This is a genomic window from Paenibacillus sp. FSL M8-0334 (genome assembly GCF_038000405.1).
Lineage (GTDB): Bacteria > Bacillota > Bacilli > Paenibacillales > Paenibacillaceae > Paenibacillus_AQ > Paenibacillus_AQ campinasensis.
The window spans coordinates 294,615-318,482 of record NZ_JBBOCH010000001.1 but is presented as its reverse complement, the minus strand read 5'-3'; the positions used below and the strand labels follow the sequence as shown (position 1 = coordinate 318,482).

Here is a 23,868-nt window from a genome sequence, read left to right as displayed (position 1 = left end):
TATGAAACCGGACATCTATGATCATTTTCACCGAGACGAACGGGATTTTGTGGACCGGGCGTGGGAGTGGGTCGTTAACGCGGGGCAGTACCATGAAGCGAAGCTGACCGACTTTCTGGACCCGCGCCAGCGGTTTATTCTGGAATCGCTGGTCAACCGCGCCCCTGATGTGCACGCCGTCTACAGTGGCGGACATCCGGATGCAGAGCGTGTTCGTGCTTTCATCGCGCCCGATTACCGGGACCTGGCGAATGAGGATATGGGGATGAAGGTGCTCAGCATCACCTCTTCTGACCAGAAGCTGGGGGAGCTGGAGCATGGCGACTATATGGGCTCCATTCTCGGGCTCGGCATCAAGCGCTCCAAGATTGGCGATATTCATGTGCTGGAGAACGGCTGTCATGCCGTTGTCTCCGAGGATATCAGCGCGTATCTGCATTTGAACCTGAGCCAGGTGCATCGGGTGCATGTCATGACCGAGCTGTTGCCGCTGGACAAGCTCCAGGTGTCCCCGGTCACGCTGGATACGATGGAGATTACGGTCTCCTCCATGAGACTCGACGGCATTGCCAGCGATGCGTTCCGCATCAGCCGGGCCAAAATTGTCGTTCCGATCAAAGCGGGACGCTGCAGAGTCAACTGGAAAGTGGAAGAGGATCCTTCTACGCCGCTGAAAGAAGGGGATGTGATCTCCATTCAAGGGTTTGGTCGGTTTAAAGTGCTGGAGACGGGCGGCTTGACAAAAAAAGGGCGGTACCGTGTCAAGGTTGGGAAATATGCGTGATGCCTTTGAAGGAATTGCCGTTTTTTTGTCGAAGATTTACTAACAAACATTAATAATGGCGACCGATTAACCGATACATTCTGATGACCGCTGCTGTTTTCATAGACGGGTGGTTTGGCTTATAGCAGGGATGACCGTATCCCGTCTGCAACAAGCCGATATTCTTAGGAGGTGCACACCATGCCACTTACACCACTTGATATACATAATAAGGAGTTTGCCCGTCGAATCCGGGGTTATGATGAAGACGAGGTCAACGAATTTTTGGATCAGGTTATTAAAGATTATGAAAGCGTGATTCGGGAGAACAAGGAAATGCATAACCAGTTAATGGCGATGCAGGAGAAGCTGGATCATTTTGCGAATATTGAGGAAACCTTATCGAAGACGATCATCGTGGCCCAGGAGGCTGCGGATGAGGTGAAGAACAACGCGAAGAAGGAAGCGCAGCTGATCGTGAAGGAAGCGGAGAAGAATGCGGACCGGATCATCAACGAAGCGCTTGGCAAATCGCGCAAAGTCGCATTGGAAGTAGAAGAACTGAAGAAGCAGGCCTCCATTTACCGGACACGCTTCCGCTCGCTCGTGGAAGCGCAGCTGGAACTGCTGAAGCAGGATGGATGGGAGTCGCTGGAGTCGCCTGAGCCGAGTCTTGAGCCGAAAGAGGTATATTAGGCGGATAGCGGTTGACTTTTGGCCTGAAAAAGTCTATAACTAGTAACATAGTTGAATTGAATGAACAATCGTAAATTCGCAGATGGGAACAAGTACACAAGTGGCGCTGTCCCTCAGAGAGTTGGCATCCTGCTGAAAGCCAATGTTCAGACCTTGTGGAATATCGTCCTTGAGAAGCAAAGCCGAAGCGCCGTGAATCCGGAGTGTGTAAGCTAAGCCGTCCTCCGAACGTTACATCGGACCCGTGCCTGTCGTTATTGGCATGGAGCAGAGGTGCTGTTTGGTCTGCGCTTGATGTGCGTTGCAGTCAGACAGAATTAGGGTGGTCACGCGAGTTAAGGTTCTCGTCCCTTGGGGGATGAGGGCCTTTTTTTGATTTTACATGAGTTAGGATGAAAGGAAGATACGGCATGAACAGAGTTGATGTGAAAGAGAAGGCGCGCGCCAGAGAGCTGCGTATCCTGAACAAATGGAAAGAAGAGGACACGTTCAAGAAATCGATCCAGCACCGCGAAGGTCGTCCGAACTATGTATTCTATGAAGGGCCGCCGACAGCGAACGGTGCTCCTCATATCGGGCACGTGCTTGGACGGGTCATCAAGGATTTTGTAGGCCGTTACCAAACGATGAAGGGCTATCAGGTTGTCCGCAAAGCGGGCTGGGATACTCATGGTCTGCCGGTAGAGCTTGGGGTGGAGAAACAGCTGGGCATCTCCGGTAAACAGGAAATCGAAAATTACGGCGTGGAAGCTTTTATCCAGAAGTGTAAAGCGAGCGTGTTCGAATATGAGCATAAATGGCGGGAGCTGACCGAGGCGATTGCTTACTGGACCGATCTCGATCACCCCTATGTCACACTGGATAACAATTATATCGAAAGTGTATGGAACATCCTGGCGACGATCCATGATAAGGGTCTTCTCTATCGCGGTCACCGGGTGAGCCCGTACTGCCCGTGCTGTCAGACGACACTGAGCTCGCATGAGGTTGCACAGGGGTATGAGGACGTCAAGGATCTGTCTGCAACGGCTAAATTCAAGCTGCATGACAGCGGCGAATATGTACTCGCCTGGACGACTACCCCTTGGACGCTTCCGGCGCACGTGGCGCTGGCAGTCAATCCGGATATGGACTATGTTCGGGTACAGCAGGAGGACGGCGTATACATCGTAGCCAAGAATCTTGTGGACGATGTTATGAAAGGTGAATTCACCGTACTGTCTGAACTGAAGGGCGCGGAGCTGGTTGGAAGAAGCTACACCCCGCCGTTCAGCTACATCAAGGCGGAGAAAAGCAATGTGATCGTGGGCGCTTCCTTCGTTACCGATGCCAGCGGTACAGGGATTGTCCATATGGCGCCTGCGCACGGTGAGGACGATTACCGCGTCTGCCGGGAGAATGGCATCAGCTTTGTGAGTGTAGTGAACGGGCAAGGCCGTTATAACGACGAGGTGACTGATTTTGCGGGACGGTTCGTGAAGGACTGTGATCTGGATATCGTGAAGGCTCTTTCGGAAAAAGGGCTGCTGTACAGCAAAGAGAAATATGAGCACAGCTATCCGTTCTGCTGGCGCTGTAAATCTCCGCTCCTCTATTATGCGATGGAGAGCTGGTTTATCGAGACGACAGCGGTTAAAGACAAGCTGATTGAGAACAACAATTCCGTCACCTGGTATCCGGGCCATGTGCGTGAAGGCCGGTTCGGCAAATTCCTGGAGGATCTGGTGGACTGGAACATCAGCCGGAACCGCTATTGGGGAACGCCGCTGAACGTATGGGTGTGCAGCTCCTGTGACGGGCAGTACGCGCCGCACAGCATCGCTGATCTTCGCGCCAACGCTGTAGGGGAAGTGAGCGAGGATCTGGAGCTTCATAAGCCTTACGTTGATGAGGTGAAGGTGAAGTGTCCGCACTGTGAAGGCGGCGTGATGGAGAGAACGTCCGAGGTGATTGACGTATGGTTTGACAGCGGCTCGATGCCGTTCGCCCAATACCATTACCCGTTTGAAAATAATGAGACTTTCGAACATCAGTATCCGGCCGACATGATCTGTGAAGGCATCGATCAGACACGCGGCTGGTTCTACAGCCTACTGGCGGTATCCACCTTGTTTACAGGCAAAGCGCCGTATAAAGCCGTTATGGCTACCGGCCACATTCTGGACGAGAACGGACAGAAGATGTCCAAATCCAAAGGCAATGTCATCGATCCTTGGGAGATCATCGAGGAATACGGAACGGACGCCTTCCGCTGGGCGCTGCTGGCCGACAGCGCGCCTTGGAACAGCAAACGCTTCTCGAAAGGCATCGTCGGAGAAGCCAAATCGAAGGTCATCGATACGCTGGTGAACACCCATGCCTTCCTGACCCTGTATGCCGGCATTGACGGTTATGACCCGGCGAAGCATCAATTCCAAGGTTCGGAGAACAAGCTGGACCGCTGGATTCTGTCCCGCCTGAACAGCCTTGTGCTGGTCGTTGACAAAGGGCTGGCTGTGAATGACTTCCTGAATGCAGCCAAAGCGATCGAGGCATTCGTTGATGAGCTGAGCAACTGGTATATCCGCCGCTCCCGCGATCGCTTCTGGGGCAGCGGACTTGGCGAGGATAAGCTGGCCGCTTACGGCACGCTGACGCATGTGCTGCTGGTGCTTTCCAGAGTGATGGCGCCGTTCACGCCAATGCTGTCTGAGGACATCTACGTCAACCTGGGCGGCGGAGAGAGCGTGCATCTGGCGGACTTCCCGCAAGCGGACGAAGCGATGATCGACCAAACGCTGGAGCAGGATATGGAAACGGCGCGTCAGATCGTGGAGCTGGCCCGCAACGTGCGGAACGAAACGGGGATCAAGACCCGTCAGCCGCTGTCGGAGCTCATTGTGTCCATGGACCGCGAGTTCGATCTGTCCGGCTATGAAATGATTATCAAGGATGAGATCAACGTCAAGGGCATCGTTGTGGAAACGAGCGACAGCGGCTTCGTGGATTTCACGCTGAAGCTGAACCTGAAGGTAGCCGGGAAGAAATACGGTAAGAACGTTGGCTTCCTGCAAGGCGTCCTCAAAGGCATGAGCAGCGAAGAGACCCGAGCGGTTGTTCAGAACGGCGGTGTCGAGGTTGCCTCGCCGGAAGGCGAGCAGCTGAAGATTACTTCCGAAGAGCTGCTCGTGGAGAAGAAAGCGAAGGAAGGCTTCGCCTCAGCTTCCGGATATGGACTGACGGTGGCGCTCAACACGGACATTACACCGGAGCTGGAGCAGGAAGGCTGGGTGCGTGAAGTTGTTCGTGCGGTGCAGGACACGCGCAAGAAGCTGGATCTGCCGATTGAGAAAAGAGTGGCGCTTACGCTGGATGCCGATGATGAGCTCAAGGCGGCGATTACCGCCTTTGAAGAGGTGCTGCGTGAGAACGTGCTGGTCACCGAAGTGAAGTTTGGACAAAGCGCCGATATGGAGCGTGTGGAGCTTGGCGGCAAAACGATCGGCATTCTGATCGACTAATCGCAAAAGCCCGCTTGTCTCTTCTATCCATTAGATAAAAAAAGACCATCGACATGGTGCCTCCGGGAGGCTGCCATGGTCGATGGTCTTTTTGGCGTTCATGCGCTGTCAATGTCCGTGCAGAGGTACGGGGACGTACGCATGCACTGGCAAAACAGACGCTTCATCGGTGCCGTATGCAGGAATGAGCGGATACATTATTACACATAATAGCAGCACAATGGGCTATACGAGCGGTATCCCGGATTGGCTTCGGAGGAGCAATGGATACGGCAATGCAGCAATGCGAGTCAAGCGAGCGGCATCAGGCGTCATTTATCCGATGACTATTCCTGGAACAGCCGCTTGCTGCAGCGATTACGAACACCGCCGCCGGCCGCGGAAAGGGGGCTTGTCTGTCCGATGTCGGATCAACAGAAATCAGAGGAGAAGCAAGAAGCAAAGCCGCAAGAACCAAAGGCAGGGCAAGAGATACGGGAGGAAAACAGCTCCGTATCGGATGAGGAACGGCTTCAAACCATTCATCGTCTGACGACTGATATCGCTCAGCAGCTTGAGAAATCCCGTATCGCGGACTATACACAGCTGCTGCATCGGCCGTGGAGACTGGTTGGTCTGAACCTGCTGGCAGGGACTGCTCGCGGGGTTGGGATTGCGATCGGCTTTACTTTTTTTGCTGCCACCATCATTTATCTACTTCAGGCCCTTGGCGCCTTGAATCTGCCAATCATCGGCGATTACATTGCGGATATTGTCCGCATCGTTCAACGTCAGCTTGAACTGACCTAATCACAGCAAGAAGATGGGGGTCAGGGGGCAGGTCAGATTAACGTGTCGTCATCGTCTTCCCCGGGCACATTCGGATCAAGCAGGAAGCTGCCTTCCCCGCGCTGGATATATTCCACATATTGCGGACTCCGGACGAAGAATACATCGGTGCCATCGATGTTTGTAGCCACAAAATTTTCATATACCTCCACAAAGCCGCCCTGGTCATCTTCATGCTCGATGTCCATTTCGTTATAGCTGTCGATGTTGTTGCCTTCGGCCAAGGCGGGCGAGTTGGAGTTGCCCCAGCTTTCGACGATCTGCCAGGCGTCCTCTCCGTCAAAGCCGGAATATTCATGCTCATCGAGACTTGAGCGGCCAAACGGCGGATGAAGAAACTCCTCTTCCACGGGACGGTCATGGGAAGGATTTTGCCGCGGGTTGTCTTTCAGGCAGTACTGGGTGTCCGGAACAGCCTCCAGACGCTCGTACGGGATCGCTTCCCCGCAGATGATGCATGTGCCATAGCGCCCGTGATGGATCGCTTCCAGGGAGAAAATGACACGCTGCAGTTCCAGGTCCATCCGGTCCTGCAGGGCCAGATCCTTCTCGCGTTCATAAACCTCGGTCGCCAGGTCGCCCGGGTGGTTGTCGATATGTGATAATTCACCGGTGTAATCTCGTTCGGATTCCCCCATGCCGTGCTGATCATTATGCACCATGCGCGATTCCAGCTCGGCCTTGCGCTCCATCAGTCTCTGCTTCAGTCGGCGGATCTGTTCCTGAGTTAAATGCGACATGTCAGGCTCCTTTCATGGTCCGGTTATGGGCCGATTGTTGATATCTATAGAGTGCGCGCTAACCAGGGGTTTTACTGACGGAAAATGTTCGCGGGACTGGACAGGAATGGACGATGGTTCAGCGGCTGTGCTACAATAAGACGAGCAAATTTCCGCAAAAGCAACAAAGCATGAGCGGATGAGACAGAACGGAGTGAACATAGCGACGTGGTGTATTATGTGATTGCATTGATCGCATTTATAATCGATCAGGGGACGAAATTTTTAATTGCAAGCAGACTTGAGATTGGGGATAAAATTCCGGTTATCGGTGATTTTTTCCTGATCACTTCTCATCGTAACAAGGGAGCGGCGTTTGGCATTCTGCAGAATCAGCTGTGGTTCTTCATTATCGTCACCATCGCCGTTGTAGTCGGGCTCGTCTGGTACTTGCAGAAGGTTCGCAAGGAAGAACGAAAGCTGCTGCCAACCGCGCTGGCACTTGTGCTCGGAGGCGCACTGGGGAATTTTATCGACCGCTTGCTGATGGGCGAAGTGGTGGATTTTCTGCAATTCAATTTCGGCAGCTATACGTTCCCGATTTTTAATGTTGCAGATTCCTGCATCGTGATCGGGGTAGGGCTCATTATACTCGACACCCTCCTTGAGGGCAGACGGGAACAGATGAAAGCACATCATGAAACGACAGGCACGGAAGGGAATGAATAGGCTTGCAGGAAGGTGATATGACAGCGGCGATGTGGGAACGGGCCGAGCATGAGGGCGAGGTTATGGAGTGGACGGCAGGACCTGAGGACGCCAAGACGCGGATTGACAAATATATAGCGGAAGCACTTGGGGATGAAGTGTCCCGCTCACAGGTACAGCTGTGGATCAGCGAGGGCCATGTGACTGTAAATGGCGCTCCGGTGAAAGCGAACTTCAAGCTGAGTGAGGGGGACCGGATATCCGTTCATGTTCCTGAGCCGTCTGCGGTGGAGATTGCCCCCGAGGATATTCCGCTGGAGGTCGTATTCGAAGATCGCGACGTCATCGTGGTGAACAAGCCGCGGGGGATGGTGGTGCATCCCGCTCCGGGTCATCTGACCGGAACGCTTGTCAATGCGCTGATGTTTCATTGCAAGGATCTGTCGGGGATCAATGGCGAGCTGCGCCCGGGCATCGTGCACCGGATCGACAAGGACACCTCCGGCTTGATTATGGCAGCGAAGAATGACAAGGCGCATGCTTCCCTGGCTGCACAGCTGAAGGATCATAGCGTAACCCGAAGGTATATCGCCCTCGTCCAGGGGAATATCAGTCATGATCAGGGGACGGTGGACGCGCCAATCGGCAGAGATCCGCATGATCGCAAGATGTTTACGGTCACGGATCGCAACAGCAAGCATGCAGTCACCCACTTCACGGTGATGGAGCGCTTTGGCGATTACAGTCTCCTTGAGCTGCAGCTGGAGACCGGACGCACTCACCAAATCCGGGTGCATATGAAATATATCGGTCACTCGCTCGTCGGTGATCCCGTATACGGCAAGAGCAAGGGCATTAAAATGAACGGACAGGCTCTTCATGCTGCCGTGCTTGGATTTGTACACCCGTCAAGCGGGGAATATGTGGAGTTTTCTGCGCCGCTGCCTCAGGATATGGAGGATCTGCTGGCGTCATTGCGGAGCCGGTAACGGCTCCTTTCTCATTTGTTCGAGAGGCCCCTGCTTATTGCGGTCCTGCTCCGGGATATGATATAGTGGACGTAATTCTAATGTTAAAGGAGGTGGGCCAGGATGAATTTCGAGAAGGTGAACAACCGTATTAACCAGCTGCCAATCGCGATGGCTGGTATTGTTCATGCTTTTTCCGACAACGGGAGAAGTCTGTCCAATTCCATGATACGTGTTGTAACATCTTCGAGAAGTTGCCTGCCTGCCTTTACGGATATAGCCTGATTTGAGATCAGGCTTGTTTACCAAGGCCGGGGAGCTTGCTCCCTGGCCTTTTTTTGATGTGCGTAATGCAGAGTGCAGGTCTTCTCCAATGACAAAAACCGCTGTGCGGGAGCTTGGTGCTCATCCGAACAAGCGATTTGGGAGGAACCTGAACATGAATATTATCACTGCAAAAAACTTGACCAAATATCACGGCGCCAATCTGGTGCTTGACCATCTTGCTTTTGACATTAAGGAAGGGGAGCGAATCGGCCTGATCGGCCTCAACGGCAGCGGCAAATCAACGCTGATTCGCCTTATTGCAGGTGTAGAGCAGCCGGATGAAGGGCAGATTATGATCCGGAAGGATGCCCGTATCGGCTATTTGGCTCAAACCTTGGCAGATCACGGCCAGCGCACGGTGCTGGAGGTGCTGTCTGCCGGGCTTCAGCAGCTGACAGACTGGAAAGCCGAAATGACGGAGCTGGAGCGGAGTATGGGCGATGCCGAGATTCATGCGCAGCCGGATGCACTCGATCGAATCTTGAAGCGGTATGCCTCGCTGCAGGAGCGCTTTGAGCGCGAAGGCGGCTATGCGATGGGGGCGAGCATTGACAAAATCGCTTCCGGGCTAAGCATCGCCAAGAGCAGTTATGGCCAGCCGTTCGGATCGCTGTCTGGCGGGGAGCAGACCCGGGTTGCGCTGGCGGCCCTGCTCATTGTCGCTCCAGATATTTTGCTGCTTGATGAACCGACGAACCATCTTGATCTGGAGAGAGTGGAGTGGCTGGAATCCTTTTTGAAGGAATATCCGGGAACGGTGGTGCTGGTGTCGCATGATCGTTATTTTCTTGACCGGACGGTGACCCGGGTGATGGAGATTGAGGATGGCGAGGGATTCACGGCTGAAGGAGGCTATACCGCTTATATCGAGGCCAAGGAGAAGCGGCTGCTGCAGCAGTTCGAGCTGTATCAGGAGCAGCAGAAAGTGGTGGCCAAGATGAAGGAATCGATCAAGCAGCTGGAGGAATGGGGCCGAGTCGGAGGCAACGAGAAGTTCTTCAAACGGGCGGCTTCCATGCAGCGGGCGCTTGATCGGATGCAACAAATGAAAAGGCCTGTCCTGGAGCGCCGCAGAGCCGAGTTTGAGCTTGAGCAGCAGGACCGGTCCGGCCGCCGCGCAGCTGAATTCGCAGGGTTGTCCATGTCCTTTGGCGGCAAGGATATGCTGAAGGAGATATCGGGACTGCTGGAATACGGGGAGCGGGTTGTGCTGCTTGGCGCCAACGGCAGCGGCAAATCAACGCTGTTCAAACTGCTGCTCGGTCACCTGGAGCCGGATGCTGGAGTAGTTCAGCTGGGCGCCCGTATCGAGGTCGGCTATTTGGCGCAGCAGGAGGAGCCAGCCGAACCGGGGCGGACCGTTCTCAAATTTTTCCAGGAGCTGGCAGGCGTAAGCGAGGGGGAAGCACGCGGCATACTGGCGCGGTATCTATTCTATGGGCCGGCGGTGTTCCGGAAGCTGGGCAATCTGTCCGGCGGGGAATGGACTCGGCTGAGATTGGCGGTGCTGGTGCAGCGGAAGCCGAATCTGCTGCTGCTGGATGAGCCGACGAATCATCTGGACACCGCCTCCAGAGAGGCGCTGGAAGAAGCGCTTCAGTTATACGGCGGTACCGTTCTGGCTATTTCCCATGACCGTTATTTTGTAAATCGGCTGGCGGGGAAAGTATGGGAGTTGAAGGATGGCCAATTGACCGTGTACCACGGCAACTATGAAGCTTACCGGGATAAGAAGCTGAAGATGGAGCAGGCTATAGTAGGATGGACTCCGTCTCAAGCGGCTTCTTCTAGCAAGCACCAGGCAGCGCCCGTCCAGCGGTCTGTGTCAACACGGGGCGATGATGGGATGAACAGTCCGGAACGTCTGGAAGAGGAGATCTCTGCCCTGGAAACGCAAATTCAGGCGCTTGATCGCAAGCTGGAGGACGCAAGCCTCGATACAGGGCAGCATCATGCTGACGTGTCCAGGCTCGAAGCGATCTGGAATGAGCGGAATAGGCTGCAAATCCGGCTTGATGAGCTGATGGCGAGATGGGTGGAGATATCATAGCCTCGCCGGCGTGGGGGCAACCCTAATTTGGCAGAAGGAGACTGACTTAAATGTACAAATCATCTGATATAAAATGCATGGCTCTCACCATGTTTTTAGGGCATATTTAGGGTGACTATGATCGCTAGAGTAGGAGATGAATACAAACCATGAGTATTGAAAAATATCAAGAAACTTATATTCAGCAAAATTTTGCAGACCGTATCGGTGGGGCGGGCTATGGCAAGGACACCGCGATTTATAAATTCGAGAAAATCAAAAGAGCCAAAGCGGCTGCCAAGCTTGAGCATCCGGATACTGAACTGATCGACATGGGTGTTGGCGAGCCTGATGAAATGGCCGATGCAGGCATCGTTGCCAAGCTTGCCGAGGAAGCTGCCAAGCCGGAGAACCGGGGATATGCCGATAACGGGATTGCCGAGTTCAAGGAAGCGGCGGTACGCTATTTGAAAAACGTGTTTCAGGTTGATGGCATTGATCCGGCAACCGAGGTGCTGCATTCGATCGGCTCCAAGCCTGCGCTGGCCATGCTGCCTTCCTGCTTCATCAATCCGGGCGATGTGACCATTATGACGGTGCCGGGTTATCCGGTTCTGGGTACGCACACCAAATACCTCGGCGGCGAAGTCTACAACGTAGAGCTGAAGAAGGAAAATGCGTTCCTTCCGGATCTGGCTTCCATTCCGGAGGACATTGCCCGCCGCGCGAAGCTGCTGTATCTGAACTACCCTAACAATCCGACCGGTGCCAGCGCGACCGTAGAATTTTTCACCGAAGTGGTGGAGTGGGCCCGCAAATACGGCGTCGTTGTAGTGCATGATGCGCCTTATGCAGCGCTGACTTATGATGGATTGAAGCCGCTTAGCTTCCTGTCGGTACCTGGTGCGAAGGATGTTGGTGTGGAGCTGCATTCCCTGTCCAAGTCATACAACATGACAGGCTGGCGTATCGGCTTCATCGCAGGTAATCCGCTTGTGGTGAAAGCGTTCGGCGATGTGAAGGACAACAATGACTCCGGGCAATTCATCGCCATCCAGAAAGCTGCGGCTTACGGTCTTGACAATCCGCAAATTACCGAGAAGATCGCCGAGAAATATTCGCGCCGTCACGACATGCTGGTAGAAGCGCTCAATGGGCTTGGATTCAAGGCCGAGAAGCCGAAGGGTTCCTTCTTCCTCTATGTTGAAGCTCCGAAGGGCATCAAAGGCGGACGCCGCTTCGAGTCAGGTGAAGACTTCTCCCAATATTTGATCCGCGAGAAGCTGATCTCCACTGTGCCTTGGGATGATGCCGGCCATTTCGTTCGTTTCTCCGTGACCTTTGAAGCGAAAGGCGAAGAGGAAGAGAAGCGCGTCATTTCGGAAATCCGCAGAAGATTGAGCGACGTGGAGTTTGAATTTTAATAAACCTAATGCATATGGGTGAATGATAGGTTTGCGACAGAATTCGACTTGATGACAGTTGACATCTCATACAGGGTCTGTCATAATGAAGTCAATCGAATAGCACCTTTAAATCAGTCCCGTGAGGCTGGCAAGGTAACGTGAACCGAGGTTCATTCTTTGAAGGCATCATTCTGTCTGCGGACAGCTTGCCATGCTTTCATACGCTCGCATGAAGTATACCCCCTTGCCCCCTGGGCAAGGGTTTTTTTGTGTGCAGAATGTTGTTGGCAAAATGAATGGAGAGACAAGGGATGACCCTGAACATAATAAGGGCTACTGATAGATTGAAGGAGGCTGTAATCGATGAGCAGTGAACAGCAGCATGTCATTATGGACGAAACGGCCATACGCAGAGCGTTAACCCGAATCGCCCATGAAATACTGGAAAAAAATAAAGGCATCGAAGACTGCGTGCTGGTGGGAATTCGGACCCGGGGAGTGTTTTTGGCCAAGCGGATCGCAGAGCGGATCCATGAGATCGAGGGCACGCCCATTCCTTGGGGGGAGATTGATGTCACTACCTACCGGGATGACCGCAAGGTTGACGGAGAGCTTCTCCAGCGGAAGGAAGGGGCAATGCTAAGTCCGGAGCTGAACATCCATGACAAAAAGGTGATTCTGTTCGATGATGTGCTTTACACGGGACGCACGATCCGCGCCGCGATGGACGCGCTGATGGATTGCGGGCGCCCGCGGGCGATCCAGCTGGCGGTGCTGGCGGACCGGGGGCACAGAGAGCTGCCGATCCGGCCGGATTATATTGGCAAGAACGTGCCGACTTCCAGGCAGGAGGAAATTGTAGTTGCGCTTTCGGAGATCGACGGCAAGGATGAAGTGACGATCATTCATGAAGAGAGGAACGATAGATCATGACAACGGCAATTTCACTTAAAGAACGCAGTCTGCTGGGGCTAAAGGATTTAAGCCGGGATGAAATCATGTCGATTCTGAATCGCGCAGCGTATTGGGATTCGCAGAGCGAGAAGGTCGTGCCGATCTTAAACCACAAATTTGTCGTGAACATGTTTTTTGAAAATAGTACGAGAACCCGCTTCTCGTTTGAAATGGCGGAAAAGCGCCTCGGCGCTGAGGTGATGAATTTTGCAGCCGCCGCCTCCAGTGTGGAGAAAGGGGAATCGATCTCCGATACGGTGCGGACGCTGGAAGCGGTGGGCGTGGACGCAGGGGTAATCCGGCTGAAGCCGGCAGGCGTCCTGCAGGAACTGGCTGAACGCGTATCGATTCCGCTCGTGAATGCCGGTGACGGAAATAACGAGCATCCGACACAGGCGCTGCTGGATTTGTATACGATGAAGCAGGTGTTCGGCGAGTTTAGCGGACTGACGGTTTCGATCATTGGGGACATTAAGCATAGCCGCGTAGCACGCTCGAACCTGTGGGCGCTGCAAAAGCTTGGAGCCCGCGTACAGTTCTGCGCGCCAGAGACGATGATGGCTCCCGAGCTTGCCGTACATGCGCCGTATGTCTCGATGGAGACGGCAATGAAGGCGGATGTGGTGATGATGCTGCGAGTACAGCTGGAGCGCCACAGTGAAGGGGTGTTCAAATCGAAAGCGGAATACCGCGAGCATTACGGGCTGACAGAGGAAAGAGCTGCAGGGCTGGCAAGACATGCGATCATTATGCACCCTGCTCCATTCAACCGGAATGTCGAGATCGACGATGCGGTGGTGGAAAGCGAAAAGTCGACGATCTTCAAACAAATGTCCAACGGTGTGCCAATCCGGATGGCTGTCATTGAACGAGCCATGAAGGGCTAAGCGAGGCAGATCATCATTTTTGACGCACTTTTCTAATAAATATACACAAAAGTGAATTTTTATTATACAATATACAGGAAGCGAGCCGCGCTTCTGCTGCGGAGGGGAACAATGGTGCAAATTATAAAAAACGCAAAGGTGCTAAATGAACAGGGACAGCTCGAAACCAAACATATCGTCGTGAAAGACGGGCGGATCGAGGCGGTCCTCGGAGAAGGAGCGGATGTACCGGTTCAGGACGGCAGCGTTCAAACGATAGATGCGCAAGGAAAGCTGGTTACGCCGGGATTCATCGATATGCATGTTCACCTGAGAGAGCCTGGATACGAGCACAAGGAAACGATTGAAAGCGGCAGCCGCTCGGCGGTAAAGGGCGGATTTACAACGATCGCTTGTATGCCGAACACGCGCCCGGTAACGGATACGCCGCAGACGGTGGAGCTTGTGCTTGAGAAAGCCCGCCAGGCCCAGATGGCCAAGGTGCTCCCTTATGCGGCGATCACGAAGAACGAGCTGGGCCGCGAGCTGACGGACTTTGAAGCTTTGAAGTCGGCAGGGGCCATCGGATTTACGGATGACGGCGTCGGGGTCCAAAGCGCCCAGATGATGAAGGATGCGATGAAGAGAGCGAAGGCTCTGAACATGCCGGTCATTGCGCACTGTGAAGATGATTCCTTGGTGAAGGGAGCGTTTGTCACGGAGGGTAAATTCGCGGAGCGCCATGGCCTGAAAGGCATCCCGAACGAATCCGAAGCGATTCATGTCGGAAGAGACATCCTGCTTGCAGAAGCAACAGGGGTACACTACCATGTGTGCCATGTCAGCACCGAGCAGTCGGTCAGACTGATCCGGCAGGCCAAAGCGATCGGCATCTCCGTTACAGCCGAGGTGTGTCCGCACCATCTGGTGCTCTCGGATGAGGACATTCCAGGGCTTGACGCCAACTGGAAGATGAACCCGCCGCTTCGCTCGCCGCGTGATGTGGAGGCTTGCATTGAAGGGCTGCTGGATGGGACGCTCGATATGATCGTGACCGACCATGCGCCGCACAGCGTGGAGGAGAAAGCGAAAGGGATGGAACTGGCGCCGTTTGGCATCGTAGGCTTCGAGACCGCCTTCCCGCTGCTTTATACGCGGTTTGTAGCGACTGGCAAATGGGATCTGGCGTTCCTGGTGAAGCGGATGACAAGTGATCCGGCTCGTGTGTTCGGGCTTGACAGCGGTGTGCTGACACCGGGAGCGCCGGCGGATTTGACCATGATTGATCTGGATTTGGAGAAGGAAGTTAACCCTGAACAATTTGCAACGAAAGGCCGCAATACACCGTTTACCGGCTGGAAGCTCAAGGGTTGGCCCGTGATGACCTGGGTCGACGGACAAGTAAGATGGTCGGAGCAAGACGGATTTTAATTGGAACACTTAGGCGGCTGCCCTCTTAAAATAAATTACACATAGATGACAGGAGTGATCGGGATGCAGGCAAGATTGTTACTGGAGGACGGAACGCTGTTCAGCGGAAAATCCTTCGGCGCGGATGCTGAAATGACCGGGGAGGTTGTTTTCAATACAGGAATTACAGGATACCAAGAGGTGCTAAGCGACCCATCCTATTGCGGTCAGATCGTCACAATGACATACCCTCTGATCGGCAACTACGGCATTACGCGGGATGACTTCGAATCGATCCGCCCGTTTGTACATGGGTTCGTCGTTCGCCGTCATGAGCCTGTACCGAGCAACTGGCGTGCGGAGTATAGTGTGGACCAACTGCTCAAGGAGTACGGCATTCCAGGGATCAGCGAAATCGATACCCGGATGCTGACCCGAATCATTCGTCACCACGGCACGATGAAAGGGATTCTGACAACCTCCAACAAATCGGTGGAGGAGCTGAAGGAAATGCTCGGCGATACTTCGATTGCAGAGCTGCGCAATCAAGTGGCCAGAACATCGACTCCGCAAATGTTCGCCAGCCCAGGCGCCAAGGAACGGATCGTGCTTGTTGATTTCGGTGCGAAAAGCGGGATTTTGCGCGAGCTGACCTCTCGCGGCTGCGATGTCATCGTCGTGCCGCACAACGTAACGGCCGATGAAATTCGCAGGCTTCACCCTGACGGCATTCAGCTGTCCAACGGTCCTGGGGACCCGAAAGATGTGCCTTACGCCGTAGAGATGGTGAAGGAACTGCTCGGCGAATATCCGATCTTCGGCATCTGCCTGGGCCACCAGCTGTTTGCCCTTGCTGCCGGAGCGAATACGGAGAAGCTGAAGTTCGGTCATCGCGGCGGAAATCATCCGGTGAAAGAGCTGGCCAGCGGACGCTGCTTCATCACGTCCCAGAACCACGGTTATACGGTGAACGAGGAATCGATTCAGGGAACGGATCTTGAAGTGACGCATATCAACAACAATGACAAAACGGTAGAAGGTCTGAAGCACAAGAAATTCCCGGCCTTCTCGGTACAATATCACCCTGAAGCTGCACCTGGTCCTCATGACAGCAGCTATCTGTTTGATGACTTCCTGAACATGATCAGAGAGCATAAGAAGAATGAAATTCGGAAGCCGCGCCAAGCAGAGATGGTCGCAGCCGTGAAAGGAGCACGCTAACATGCCTAGAAACGAACAGTTGAAAAAAATACTTGTCATCGGCTCCGGCCCGATCGTGATCGGCCAGGCGGCAGAATTTGACTATGCCGGTACGCAAGCGTGCCAGGCGTTGAAAGAAGAAGGGGTCGAGGTGGTGCTGATCAACAGCAACCCGGCGACCATCATGACCGATACCAACATGGCGGATAAAGTATACATCGAGCCCATCACGCTGGATTTTGTAACGCAAATCATTCGCCAGGAGCGCCCGGACGGATTGCTGCCAACGCTCGGTGGCCAGACCGGTCTGAACATGGCGGTGGAGCTGGCGCGCGCCGGCATTTTGGAACAGGAAAATGTGAAGCTCCTCGGCACACAGCTGGACTCGATTGAGAAGGCTGAAGACCGTGATCTGTTCCGTGAACTGATGCGCGAGCTGGAGCAACCAGTGCCGGAGAGCACGATTGTGACCACGCTGGAAGAAGCGCTGGAATTTGCGCAGGAGATCGGCTATCCGCTGATCGTGCGCCCGGCTTATACGCTTGGCGGAACAGGCGGCGGCATCTGCGCTACAGAGGAAGAGCTGCGCGAAACGGTCAGCTCCGGCCTTCGCTACAGCCCGATCAGCCAATGTCTGGTTGAGAAGAGCATCGCAGGCATGAAGGAAGTGGAGTATGAGGTCATGCGCGATGCCAACGATAACTGTATCGTTGTGTGTAACATGGAAAACTTCGATCCAGTCGGCGTTCATACCGGCGACAGCATCGTGGTTGCACCGAGCCAGACGCTGTCGGACAGAGAATATCAGATGCTGAGAAGCGCCTCGCTCAAAATCATCCGTGCGCTCAACATCGAAGGCGGCTGCAACGTGCAGTTCGCGCTGGATCCGAACAGCTATCAATATTATGTCATTGAGGTAAACCCGCGGGTAAGCCGCTCCTCGGCGCTTGCTTCCAAGGCAACAGGTTATCCGATTGCGAAAATGGCGGCCAAAATCGCCATGGGCTATACGCTGGATGAAATCGTCAACCCGGTGACAGGGCAGACCTATGCCTGCTTCGAGCCGACGCTCGATTATATCGTCAGCAAAATCCCGCGCTGGCCGTTTGATAAATTCACGCAGGCCAACCGGAAGCTGGGAACACAGATGAAAGCGACAGGCGAAGTGATGGCGATCGGCCGCACGTTCGAGGAATCCATTCATAAAGCGGTGCGTTCGCTGGAGATCGGGGTTCATCGTCTGTACCTGAAAGATGCGGAGACACTGAGCGACGAGGTGCTGAAGGAGCGTCTTGTGAAAGCGGACGATGAGCGGATGTTCCTGGTGGCGGAAGCATTCCGCCGTGGCTATACGCTGCAGGAAATTCAGGATCTAACGAACATCGACTGGTGGTTCCTTGACAAAATCGAGGGTCTGATCCAGTTCGAACAGCATATCCGCAGTGAAGCATCCTTGACTTATGAAACGCTGTATCAAGCCAAGCGGCTTGGATTCACCGACCGCGCCATTGCCGAGCTTCGCGCCGAAGGCAAGGCGAGCACGCACATTACGGAAGCATCGATCCGCTTCCTTCGCCATGAGCACGGACTTCGTCCAGTATACAAAATGGTGGATACATGCGCAGCGGAGTTCGAAGCGACAACGCCATACTACTACTCGACCTATGAGACCGAAAATGAAGTGACGCACTCCCAGAAGGAGAAGGTCGTTGTCCTTGGCTCCGGTCCGATCCGGATCGGTCAGGGCATCGAGTTCGACTACTCGACAGTCCATGCAGTATGGGCGATTCAGAATGCCGGCTACGAAGCAGTTATTATCAACAATAACCCAGAGACGGTATCCACGGACTTCAATACCTCCGACCGGCTGTATTTCGAGCCGCTGTTCTTCGAGGATGTTATGAATGTCATCGAACAGGAGAAGCCGATCGGCGTTATCGTTCAGTTCGGCGGTCAGACGGCGATCAATCTGGCCGAACCGCTGAGCAAGGCGGGCGTCAACATTCTCGGTACGAGCCTCGAGAGCATTGATGAGGCAGAGAACCGTAAGAAGTTCGAGGCGCTGCTGTCCAGACTGAACATTGCGCAGCCGAAAGGAAGCACGGTCACCTCGGTTGACGAGGCGGTGGGCACTGCACAGTCTCTGGGCTACCCGGTACTGGTCAGACCATCCTATGTGCTTGGCGGACGTGCGATGGAAATTGTGTACTCCGATAGCGAACTCCTGAACTACATGGAGCAGGCCGTCAAGATCAATCCGGAGCATCCGGTGCTGATCGACCGCTACATGCTGGGCAAGGAAGTGGAGGTCGACGCGATCTGTGACGGCGACACGGTGCTCATCCCGGGCATCATGGAGCATGTGGAGCGCGCCGGGGTTCACTCGGGTGACTCGATCGCCGTGTACCCGCCGCAATACCTGTCGGAGGAGCTCAAGCAGAAGATTACGGAGATCACGATTAAAATCGCCAAAGAATTGAATACTCGCGGACTTGTTAACATCCAGTTCGTTATCTATAAAGGCGAAGTGTACGTCATCGAAGTGAATCCGCGTTCCTCACGGACGGTTCCGTTCCTGAGCAAAGTGACCGGCATTCCGATGGCGAACCTGGCGACCCAGGCCATTCTCGGCACGAAGCTGAAGGATCTCGGTTACGAGGAAGGCATGTGGCCAGAGAGCGAGCATGTATCTGTCAAGGTGCCGGTATTCTCCTTCGCGAAGCTTCGCCGGGTAGAGCCGACGCTTGGACCGGAAATGAAATCGACGGGCGAAGTGATGGGGCGCGATGTCAAATATGCGAAGGCGCTGTACAAAGGCCTGATCGGGGCAGGAATGAAAATTCCTTCCTCCGGCGCGATTATCGCGACGGTTGCCGACAAGGACAAGGCTGAAGCATGCGAGCTCTTGAAGGGATTCCACAAGCTCGGTTACAAAATCATCGCCACCGGCGGCACCGCCGCAGCTTTGAAGGCATCGGGACTCGATGTGACGACGATCAACAAACTGTCGGAAGGCACGCCGAATATTCTGGACATGATCCGCACCGGAGAAGCGAACTTTGTCTTCAATACGCTGACCAAAGGGAAGACACCGCAGCGTGACGGCTTCCGGATTCGCCGGGAAGCGGTTGAGAACGGGGTTGTATGCATGACCTCGCTGGATACGGTTCGCGAGCTGCTGACGATGCTGGAGACGATCAACTTCTCCTCTGAAGCGATGCCGGTTTAACCGATAAGGAGGGGAATATGACAGCCAGTTATGAACAAATGGCGGGCCGCCTGATGGTGGCCCTGGATTACCCTGACGCCGGGCAGGCCAAGGAGCTCGTGCGCAAGCTGGAAGGCATCCCTTGTTATTTGAAGGTCGGAATGCAGCTGTTCTACACGGCCGGACCGGAGTTTATAAAGGAACTGAAGAGCAAAGGATATCGTGTGTTCCTCGATGTGAAGATGCATGATATTCCGAATACCGTAAAAGGCGGGGCTCACAGCGTAACCCGGCTCGGCGTGGACATGTTTAATGTCCATGCCGCCGGCGGGGCTGCGATGATGGAGGCGGCAAAGGCCGGGGCGGAAGCTGCAGTGGCAGACACCCCGGGGCTTGCCATGCCTGTCATCATTGCGGTAACGCAGCTGACCAGCACCACCCAGGCTGTGATGAACGAGGAGATCGGCATCCCGGGCGCTGTGGAGAACACCGTCGTTCGTTATGCCTCGCTTGCCAAGCAGGCAGGATTGCACGGCGTAGTCGCATCCTCCCTGGAAGTTCCGGCAATCGCCGCAGCTTGCGGAGATGACTTCAAGACGGTAACGCCGGGCATTCGCCCAGCGGGAGCGGATATCGGTGACCAAGCGAGGGTGCTGACGCCGGGGGAAGCCATCCGTAGCGGCAGTCACTACCTTGTGATTGGCCGACCGATTACGGGGGCAGCAGATCCGAGACAAGCAGCAGAACAGATGATCGAGGAGATGATTCAAGCGTGAGTACATTAACGAACATTCCGGAGAAAATCGCAGCGTATCTGCTGCAGATCGAGGCGGTGTCCCTGCGTCCGCATCAGCCGTTCACATGGACATCCGGCATCAAGTCGCCGATATATTGTGACAACCGGCTGACGATGTCTTACCCTGAAATCCGCGATGTCATCGCGGAATCGTTTGCGGCCATCATTCGCGAGCAATATCCGGAGGCCGAAGCGATTGCGGGAACAGCGACAGCTGGGATTCCCCATGCTGCATGGGTGTCTCAGAAGCTGAACCTGCCGATGTCGTACATCCGGGATAAAGCGAAGGGGCACGGAAAAGAGAACCTGATCGAAGGCCTGATCAAGCCGGGGCAAAAGGTCGTTGTCATCGAGGATTTGATCTCCACCGGCGGCAGTTCGCTCAAGGCGGCGCAAGCGGTGAAGGATGCAGGTGCAGAGCCGCTGGCCGTGCTGGCAATATTCAGTTATCAGCTGGATAAAGCGGTACAAGCCTTCGCTGAGGCCGGCATTCCGCTGCAAAGCTTGTCCAATTACACCGCGCTGATCGATGTGGCATTGTCCGAGCAGCGTATTCAGGAGCAGGATGTCGCGCTTTTGCAATCATGGAGAGCGAATCCGTCAGCCTTTGGCGTATAAATCATAAATCGGATCGATGATTGATCCATCGTTATGTGAGGGTTGTGAAACGGTTGTCTGCAGTTAGTAAACTGCGGGCAGCCGTTTTTTTGATTGTTCCCTGCTGACATGATTTGGCTGCATGGGGAGTATGACATATGATATCTGCTATTGCTCGTTTTGATACTCATAACATGTGATTAGTAAATAAAATAGAGAATACTATTGTGAAATTCGCCTAAATTTTATACTATATTAATATCTGAAGTATAAAAATGAGAATGAGGAAGCGTGGATTATTTTAAAGACCAAGAAGGCATAAAGACTTAGAAAGTGATGTCGCAGGCACAATCACGAACTGACATGAACAGAAAGGATTGCAGGACATGAGCCGAAAGAAGGAAGAGGTGCTTCAAACAGGGAGGCGTTTGTTTGTGGAGCATGGCATTATCGATACCAGTATGGAGCAGATCGCCGAGGCGGTACCGGTATCCAAAATGACGATATACAACTACTTTCAGAACAAGGAAGGGCTGCTCGATCAGATTGTGGATCGGATCGTGGACGAGATGATGAAAGAGTACCGTGATATCGTCGATCATGCCAATAGCCCGCTGGAGGCGCTTGATCGGTTAACCAAAGAGCGCGAACGATTCTCGGTCCATGTCAGCGACAAGTTTGTATCCGACCTGGCCAAATTTCCCGATCAGATGGAGAAGCTGATCCGCTTCAATCAAGAGCATGTGGTCCCCGAATTCGAGATGCTGATCTTCAAGGGACAGCAGATGGGACAAATTCGCAAGGATATTTCTCCCCAGGTGCTGGTGGCTTTTTTGACATTTATCAAGGAATTCTCAGCGCGAACGGAATGGTATCAGGGGCTCGGCAGCCTGAATGCCATCAGCGAGCAGCTTTCCACGATCCTATACTACGGCATTATAGAGCGGCCGGAAGACAAGCCGAGCAGCAAGGAGAAGTCTGACTGACGGCCATATGCAACCCGATCAACAATAATATTTAGGAGAAGGGGCTGGACAATCTGGCATTGTATTATAAGGAAAGTGGAGATCGTGAATCACAACGGGTCATCGTCTTTTTGCATGGCGGCGGCGTGGGCGGCTGGATGTGGGATGGGGTGACGGACTATTTTCAGGACAGTTATTGTCTTATTCCGGATCTGCCAGGACATGGCCGGAGCGCGGGAGAGCCCTTTGTATCCATTAGCGATACGGCCGCTTATCTTAATCGCTGGATAATGGATCTCGCTAAGGGAAGAGAGCTTGTGGTTGCCGGTTTCTCGCTAGGCGCACAAATACTCGTTGAAATGCTGGGACAAGAGCCGGAGCTGATGGATTATGCGATCATTAACAGTGCGCTGACAAGCCCGCTTCCAGGAGCCCGTGTCTTTACGCGGCCGCTGATCGGGTTAACCTTCCCTCTCGTTCGAAACAGGTCATTCTCCAGACTGCAGGCTCGGACGTTGTACATATCAGACGCGGATTTCGAGAAGTATTATGAGGAATGCTGCCGGATGGAGAAGGAAACACTGCTGTCCATCCTGGAGGAAAATATGTCTTTCCAGGTGCCATCCGGCTTCAAGAAAGCGACCGCCAATCTGCTGGTTACCGTAGGGGAGAAGGAGAAAAGCGTCATGAGGCGTTCTGTACAGCAATTGATGAATCTGCAGGAGCGTGCTGCCGGGATCATGTTCCCGGGGGTTGGACATGGTGTGCCGCTGGCGGATCCGGCGCTTTTTCACCGGGTGGTTCAACGCTGGCTGGCAGACGGAACGATCGCCAATGAGGTTATACGTGTTCAGACTTAACAGTTCAGCAAATCTGGACCGAGACATCTGACCATCGCATGCTGCGAAGGGTGGATGTCTTTTTACGTTTAAGGGTGGCCCGAAGTCGGTTGATTCCTTCTTCCTATAGCGGTTTATGTTTAGATAACGCAATATTTGGGTAAAAATCCCTAGAAATTTAGGGCCAGGATTTGGTAGAGCCAGTGAGGAAGTCTACCCTATAATATATAGGATGAATTTAAGGTGCTGTTTATGGTCAAAGGAGGGAGCAGCTTGGAGCAGGCTCGCATACAGATCAGGTTAACCGGAAAGCAGTTTTTTGTGTTGACCGGGATTGCGGGGGCCAAGGCTGTCGTAGGTCTTGAAGATCCATTTCGCGGAACGCTGGCCGAAGAGATGCCGGCAGAGGTTGCCCGAATTGAACAAGAGTTGGAGGAGGCTGGGTACATCAGATTGGTTGACGGTGAACCCGAGCTTGTGCCTCAGCTTCTGGAATACATAGAGATTTGTAGCCGCGCGCTGCTCACGATTCATCTCGCGGTGGATGATAAACAGCGCAGCCGAAGCAGCGAGTGCTTCTTCTATTACAGCGCTGGCGCTGTTGTTAAGGCTGAACTGAAATATATCGACCACATGCATATGTACGAGCTAGAGGAGATTGGAACCCCTGCTGAGGCCTGGATGAAGATCATGTCCAGCTTGAATCTGCAAGAGCGTCCTAAGCGGTGCCCGGAGCAGCTCAAGCTGCCGAAGGGGAAACTCTGGCAGTGGCTCAACGGAGAACAGGAAGCTTCCGGCGCAGCGCAGTCATTGCGGAAGGAAGGGAGCTCAGAGCAGGCCGTCACCCGGCTGGCCGAGGCGGTGAAGGCTCCGGAAAGCTATTCCGCGTTCACGGCGTATTACCGGCTGCAGCATGATTGGCGGGTAGAAGGGATCGAGCTGCTGAGAGGCCGGGAGGCCAACTGGGTCGTTCGGCCCGACGATCGCCATGATCAGATACGGGAAGCCTCTGTGATGGAAATTGTCAGGGAACTCGGGGACGTCATCTCCCGTATAAAATAACAGACAGCGTTCATACATGTACAAATT

Annotated in this window: 20 protein-coding genes and 1 other annotated feature; of the genes, 19 read left to right on the top strand and 1 reads right to left on the bottom strand. The window is 53.9% G+C overall.

All coding sequences use genetic code 11. The annotated features are described in order from the left end of the window. Position 1 precedes the first annotated feature (1 nt). The 4 genes from MKX64_RS01450 (at position 2) to MKX64_RS01435 (ending at position 5,748) form a co-directional block, all read left to right on the top strand. Positions 2–784 carry a YlmH family RNA-binding protein gene (locus MKX64_RS01450; protein ID WP_095397449.1) on the top strand — a complete coding sequence of 261 codons (783 nt, stop codon included), beginning with the start codon at positions 2–4 and terminating at the stop codon, positions 782–784. Positions 785–964: 180 nt separating this feature from the next. After that, positions 965–1,459 carry a DivIVA domain-containing protein gene (locus tag MKX64_RS01445; protein ID WP_095263181.1) on the top strand — a complete coding sequence of 165 codons (495 nt, stop codon included), beginning with the start codon at positions 965–967 and terminating at the stop codon, positions 1,457–1,459. Between the two features lie 70 nt (positions 1,460–1,529). Continuing rightward, positions 1,530–1,814: a binding site (T-box leader), on the top strand. Positions 1,815–1,869: 55 nt separating this feature from the next. Further along, entirely contained in the window at positions 1,870–4,959 is a 3,090-nt protein-coding gene (gene ileS, locus MKX64_RS01440) for an isoleucine--tRNA ligase (protein ID WP_095263182.1), read from the top strand. Positions 4,960–5,361: 402 nt separating this feature from the next. Continuing rightward, complete coding sequence (locus tag MKX64_RS01435; protein ID WP_341035243.1) at positions 5,362–5,748, top strand: DUF5665 domain-containing protein; 387 nt, start codon at positions 5,362–5,364, stop codon at positions 5,746–5,748. 32 nt (positions 5,749–5,780) lie between these two features. On the opposite strand, the gene MKX64_RS01430 is transcribed toward MKX64_RS01435, so the two are convergent. Then, on the bottom strand, positions 5,781–6,527 hold the full coding sequence (locus MKX64_RS01430; RefSeq protein WP_095263184.1) for a TraR/DksA C4-type zinc finger protein: 747 nt from the start codon (positions 6,525–6,527) through the stop codon (positions 5,781–5,783). A gap of 207 nt (positions 6,528–6,734) precedes the next feature. Here MKX64_RS01430 and lspA point away from each other — a divergent pair, with 207 nt between their 5' ends. The 15 genes from lspA (at position 6,735) to MKX64_RS01355 (ending at position 23,841) form a co-directional block, all read left to right on the top strand. Continuing rightward, on the top strand, positions 6,735–7,235 hold the full coding sequence (gene lspA / locus MKX64_RS01425) for a signal peptidase II (RefSeq protein ID WP_095263185.1): 501 nt from the start codon (positions 6,735–6,737) through the stop codon (positions 7,233–7,235). Between the two features lie 17 nt (positions 7,236–7,252). After that, positions 7,253–8,203, top strand: coding sequence for an RluA family pseudouridine synthase (locus MKX64_RS01420; protein WP_095263220.1), 951 nt, complete (start codon positions 7,253–7,255; stop codon positions 8,201–8,203). Between the two features lie 102 nt (positions 8,204–8,305). Beyond that, on the top strand, positions 8,306–8,467 hold the full coding sequence (locus MKX64_RS01415; RefSeq protein WP_176475445.1) for a hypothetical protein: 162 nt from the start codon (positions 8,306–8,308) through the stop codon (positions 8,465–8,467). Positions 8,468–8,621: 154 nt separating this feature from the next. Next, positions 8,622–10,559: a ribosomal protection-like ABC-F family protein gene (abc-f, locus tag MKX64_RS01410; protein ID WP_341035242.1), complete on the top strand. Its 1,938-nt coding sequence runs from the start codon at positions 8,622–8,624 to the stop codon at positions 10,557–10,559. Between the two features lie 149 nt (positions 10,560–10,708). After that, on the top strand, positions 10,709–11,962 hold the full coding sequence (locus MKX64_RS01405) for an LL-diaminopimelate aminotransferase (RefSeq protein WP_095263187.1): 1,254 nt from the start codon (positions 10,709–10,711) through the stop codon (positions 11,960–11,962). Positions 11,963–12,307: 345 nt separating this feature from the next. Further along, positions 12,308–12,877, top strand: a complete 570-nt coding sequence (pyrR, locus tag MKX64_RS01400; RefSeq protein ID WP_095263188.1) for a bifunctional pyr operon transcriptional regulator/uracil phosphoribosyltransferase PyrR — start codon at positions 12,308–12,310, stop codon at positions 12,875–12,877. Continuing rightward, the gene (locus MKX64_RS01395; RefSeq protein WP_303621122.1) at positions 12,871–13,785 is read left to right on the top strand and encodes an aspartate carbamoyltransferase catalytic subunit; all 915 of its coding nucleotides are present in this window, start codon (positions 12,871–12,873) and stop codon (positions 13,783–13,785) included. The genes pyrR and MKX64_RS01395 overlap by 7 nt, the downstream gene beginning before the upstream one ends. Before the next feature lie 111 nt (positions 13,786–13,896). Continuing rightward, a complete protein-coding gene (locus MKX64_RS01390) occupies positions 13,897–15,195 on the top strand; it encodes a dihydroorotase (protein WP_341035241.1) in 1,299 nt (432 codons plus the stop codon). Between the two features lie 63 nt (positions 15,196–15,258). After that, the gene (carA, locus tag MKX64_RS01385) at positions 15,259–16,395 is read left to right on the top strand and encodes a glutamine-hydrolyzing carbamoyl-phosphate synthase small subunit (RefSeq protein ID WP_095263191.1); all 1,137 of its coding nucleotides are present in this window, start codon (positions 15,259–15,261) and stop codon (positions 16,393–16,395) included. A gap of 1 nt (position 16,396) precedes the next feature. Continuing rightward, positions 16,397–19,603: a carbamoyl-phosphate synthase large subunit gene (carB, locus tag MKX64_RS01380; protein WP_095397454.1), complete on the top strand. Its 3,207-nt coding sequence runs from the start codon at positions 16,397–16,399 to the stop codon at positions 19,601–19,603. 17 nt (positions 19,604–19,620) lie between these two features. Beyond that, positions 19,621–20,358 (top strand): orotidine-5'-phosphate decarboxylase, encoded by a 738-nt coding sequence (pyrF, locus tag MKX64_RS01375; RefSeq protein WP_095263193.1) that lies wholly within the window; start codon positions 19,621–19,623, stop codon positions 20,356–20,358. After that, a complete protein-coding gene (gene pyrE / locus MKX64_RS01370) occupies positions 20,355–20,996 on the top strand; it encodes an orotate phosphoribosyltransferase (protein ID WP_095263194.1) in 642 nt (213 codons plus the stop codon). The genes pyrF and pyrE overlap by 4 nt, the downstream gene beginning before the upstream one ends. A 365-nt stretch (positions 20,997–21,361) precedes the next feature. Further along, positions 21,362–21,961 carry a TetR/AcrR family transcriptional regulator gene (locus tag MKX64_RS01365; protein ID WP_095397455.1) on the top strand — a complete coding sequence of 200 codons (600 nt, stop codon included), beginning with the start codon at positions 21,362–21,364 and terminating at the stop codon, positions 21,959–21,961. A gap of 59 nt (positions 21,962–22,020) precedes the next feature. Then, entirely contained in the window at positions 22,021–22,800 is a 780-nt protein-coding gene (locus MKX64_RS01360) for an alpha/beta fold hydrolase (protein ID WP_230875544.1), read from the top strand. Positions 22,801–23,052: 252 nt separating this feature from the next. Beyond that, a complete protein-coding gene (locus tag MKX64_RS01355; protein ID WP_230875545.1) occupies positions 23,053–23,841 on the top strand; it encodes a hypothetical protein in 789 nt (262 codons plus the stop codon). The last annotated feature ends 27 nt before the right edge of the window (positions 23,842–23,868 follow it).

Bases quoted from the DNA above. Each gene is read 5' to 3' on its own strand.
- MKX64_RS01430 (WP_095263184.1), bottom strand. From the start codon at position 6,527: ATGTCGCATTTAACTCAGGAACAGATCCGCCGACTGAAGCAGAGACTG.
- MKX64_RS01365 (WP_095397455.1), top strand. From the start codon at position 21,362: ATGAGCCGAAAGAAGGAAGAGGTGCTTCAAACAGGGAGGCGTTTGTTT.
- MKX64_RS01445 (WP_095263181.1), top strand. From the start codon at position 965: ATGCCACTTACACCACTTGATATACATAATAAGGAGTTTGCCCGTCGA.
- carB (WP_095397454.1), top strand. From the start codon at position 16,397: ATGCCTAGAAACGAACAGTTGAAAAAAATACTTGTCATCGGCTCCGGC.
- ileS (WP_095263182.1), top strand. From the start codon at position 1,870: ATGAACAGAGTTGATGTGAAAGAGAAGGCGCGCGCCAGAGAGCTGCGT.
- MKX64_RS01405 (WP_095263187.1), top strand. From the start codon at position 10,709: ATGAGTATTGAAAAATATCAAGAAACTTATATTCAGCAAAATTTTGCA.
- MKX64_RS01420 (WP_095263220.1), top strand. From the start codon at position 7,253: ATGACAGCGGCGATGTGGGAACGGGCCGAGCATGAGGGCGAGGTTATG.
- MKX64_RS01435 (WP_341035243.1), top strand. From the start codon at position 5,362: ATGTCGGATCAACAGAAATCAGAGGAGAAGCAAGAAGCAAAGCCGCAA.
- pyrR (WP_095263188.1), top strand. From the start codon at position 12,308: ATGAGCAGTGAACAGCAGCATGTCATTATGGACGAAACGGCCATACGC.
- pyrF (WP_095263193.1), top strand. From the start codon at position 19,621: ATGACAGCCAGTTATGAACAAATGGCGGGCCGCCTGATGGTGGCCCTG.
- carA (WP_095263191.1), top strand. From the start codon at position 15,259: ATGCAGGCAAGATTGTTACTGGAGGACGGAACGCTGTTCAGCGGAAAA.
- abc-f (WP_341035242.1), top strand. From the start codon at position 8,622: ATGAATATTATCACTGCAAAAAACTTGACCAAATATCACGGCGCCAAT.
- MKX64_RS01390 (WP_341035241.1), top strand. From the start codon at position 13,897: ATGGTGCAAATTATAAAAAACGCAAAGGTGCTAAATGAACAGGGACAG.
- MKX64_RS01415 (WP_176475445.1), top strand. From the start codon at position 8,306: ATGAATTTCGAGAAGGTGAACAACCGTATTAACCAGCTGCCAATCGCG.
- MKX64_RS01450 (WP_095397449.1), top strand. From the start codon at position 2: ATGAAACCGGACATCTATGATCATTTTCACCGAGACGAACGGGATTTT.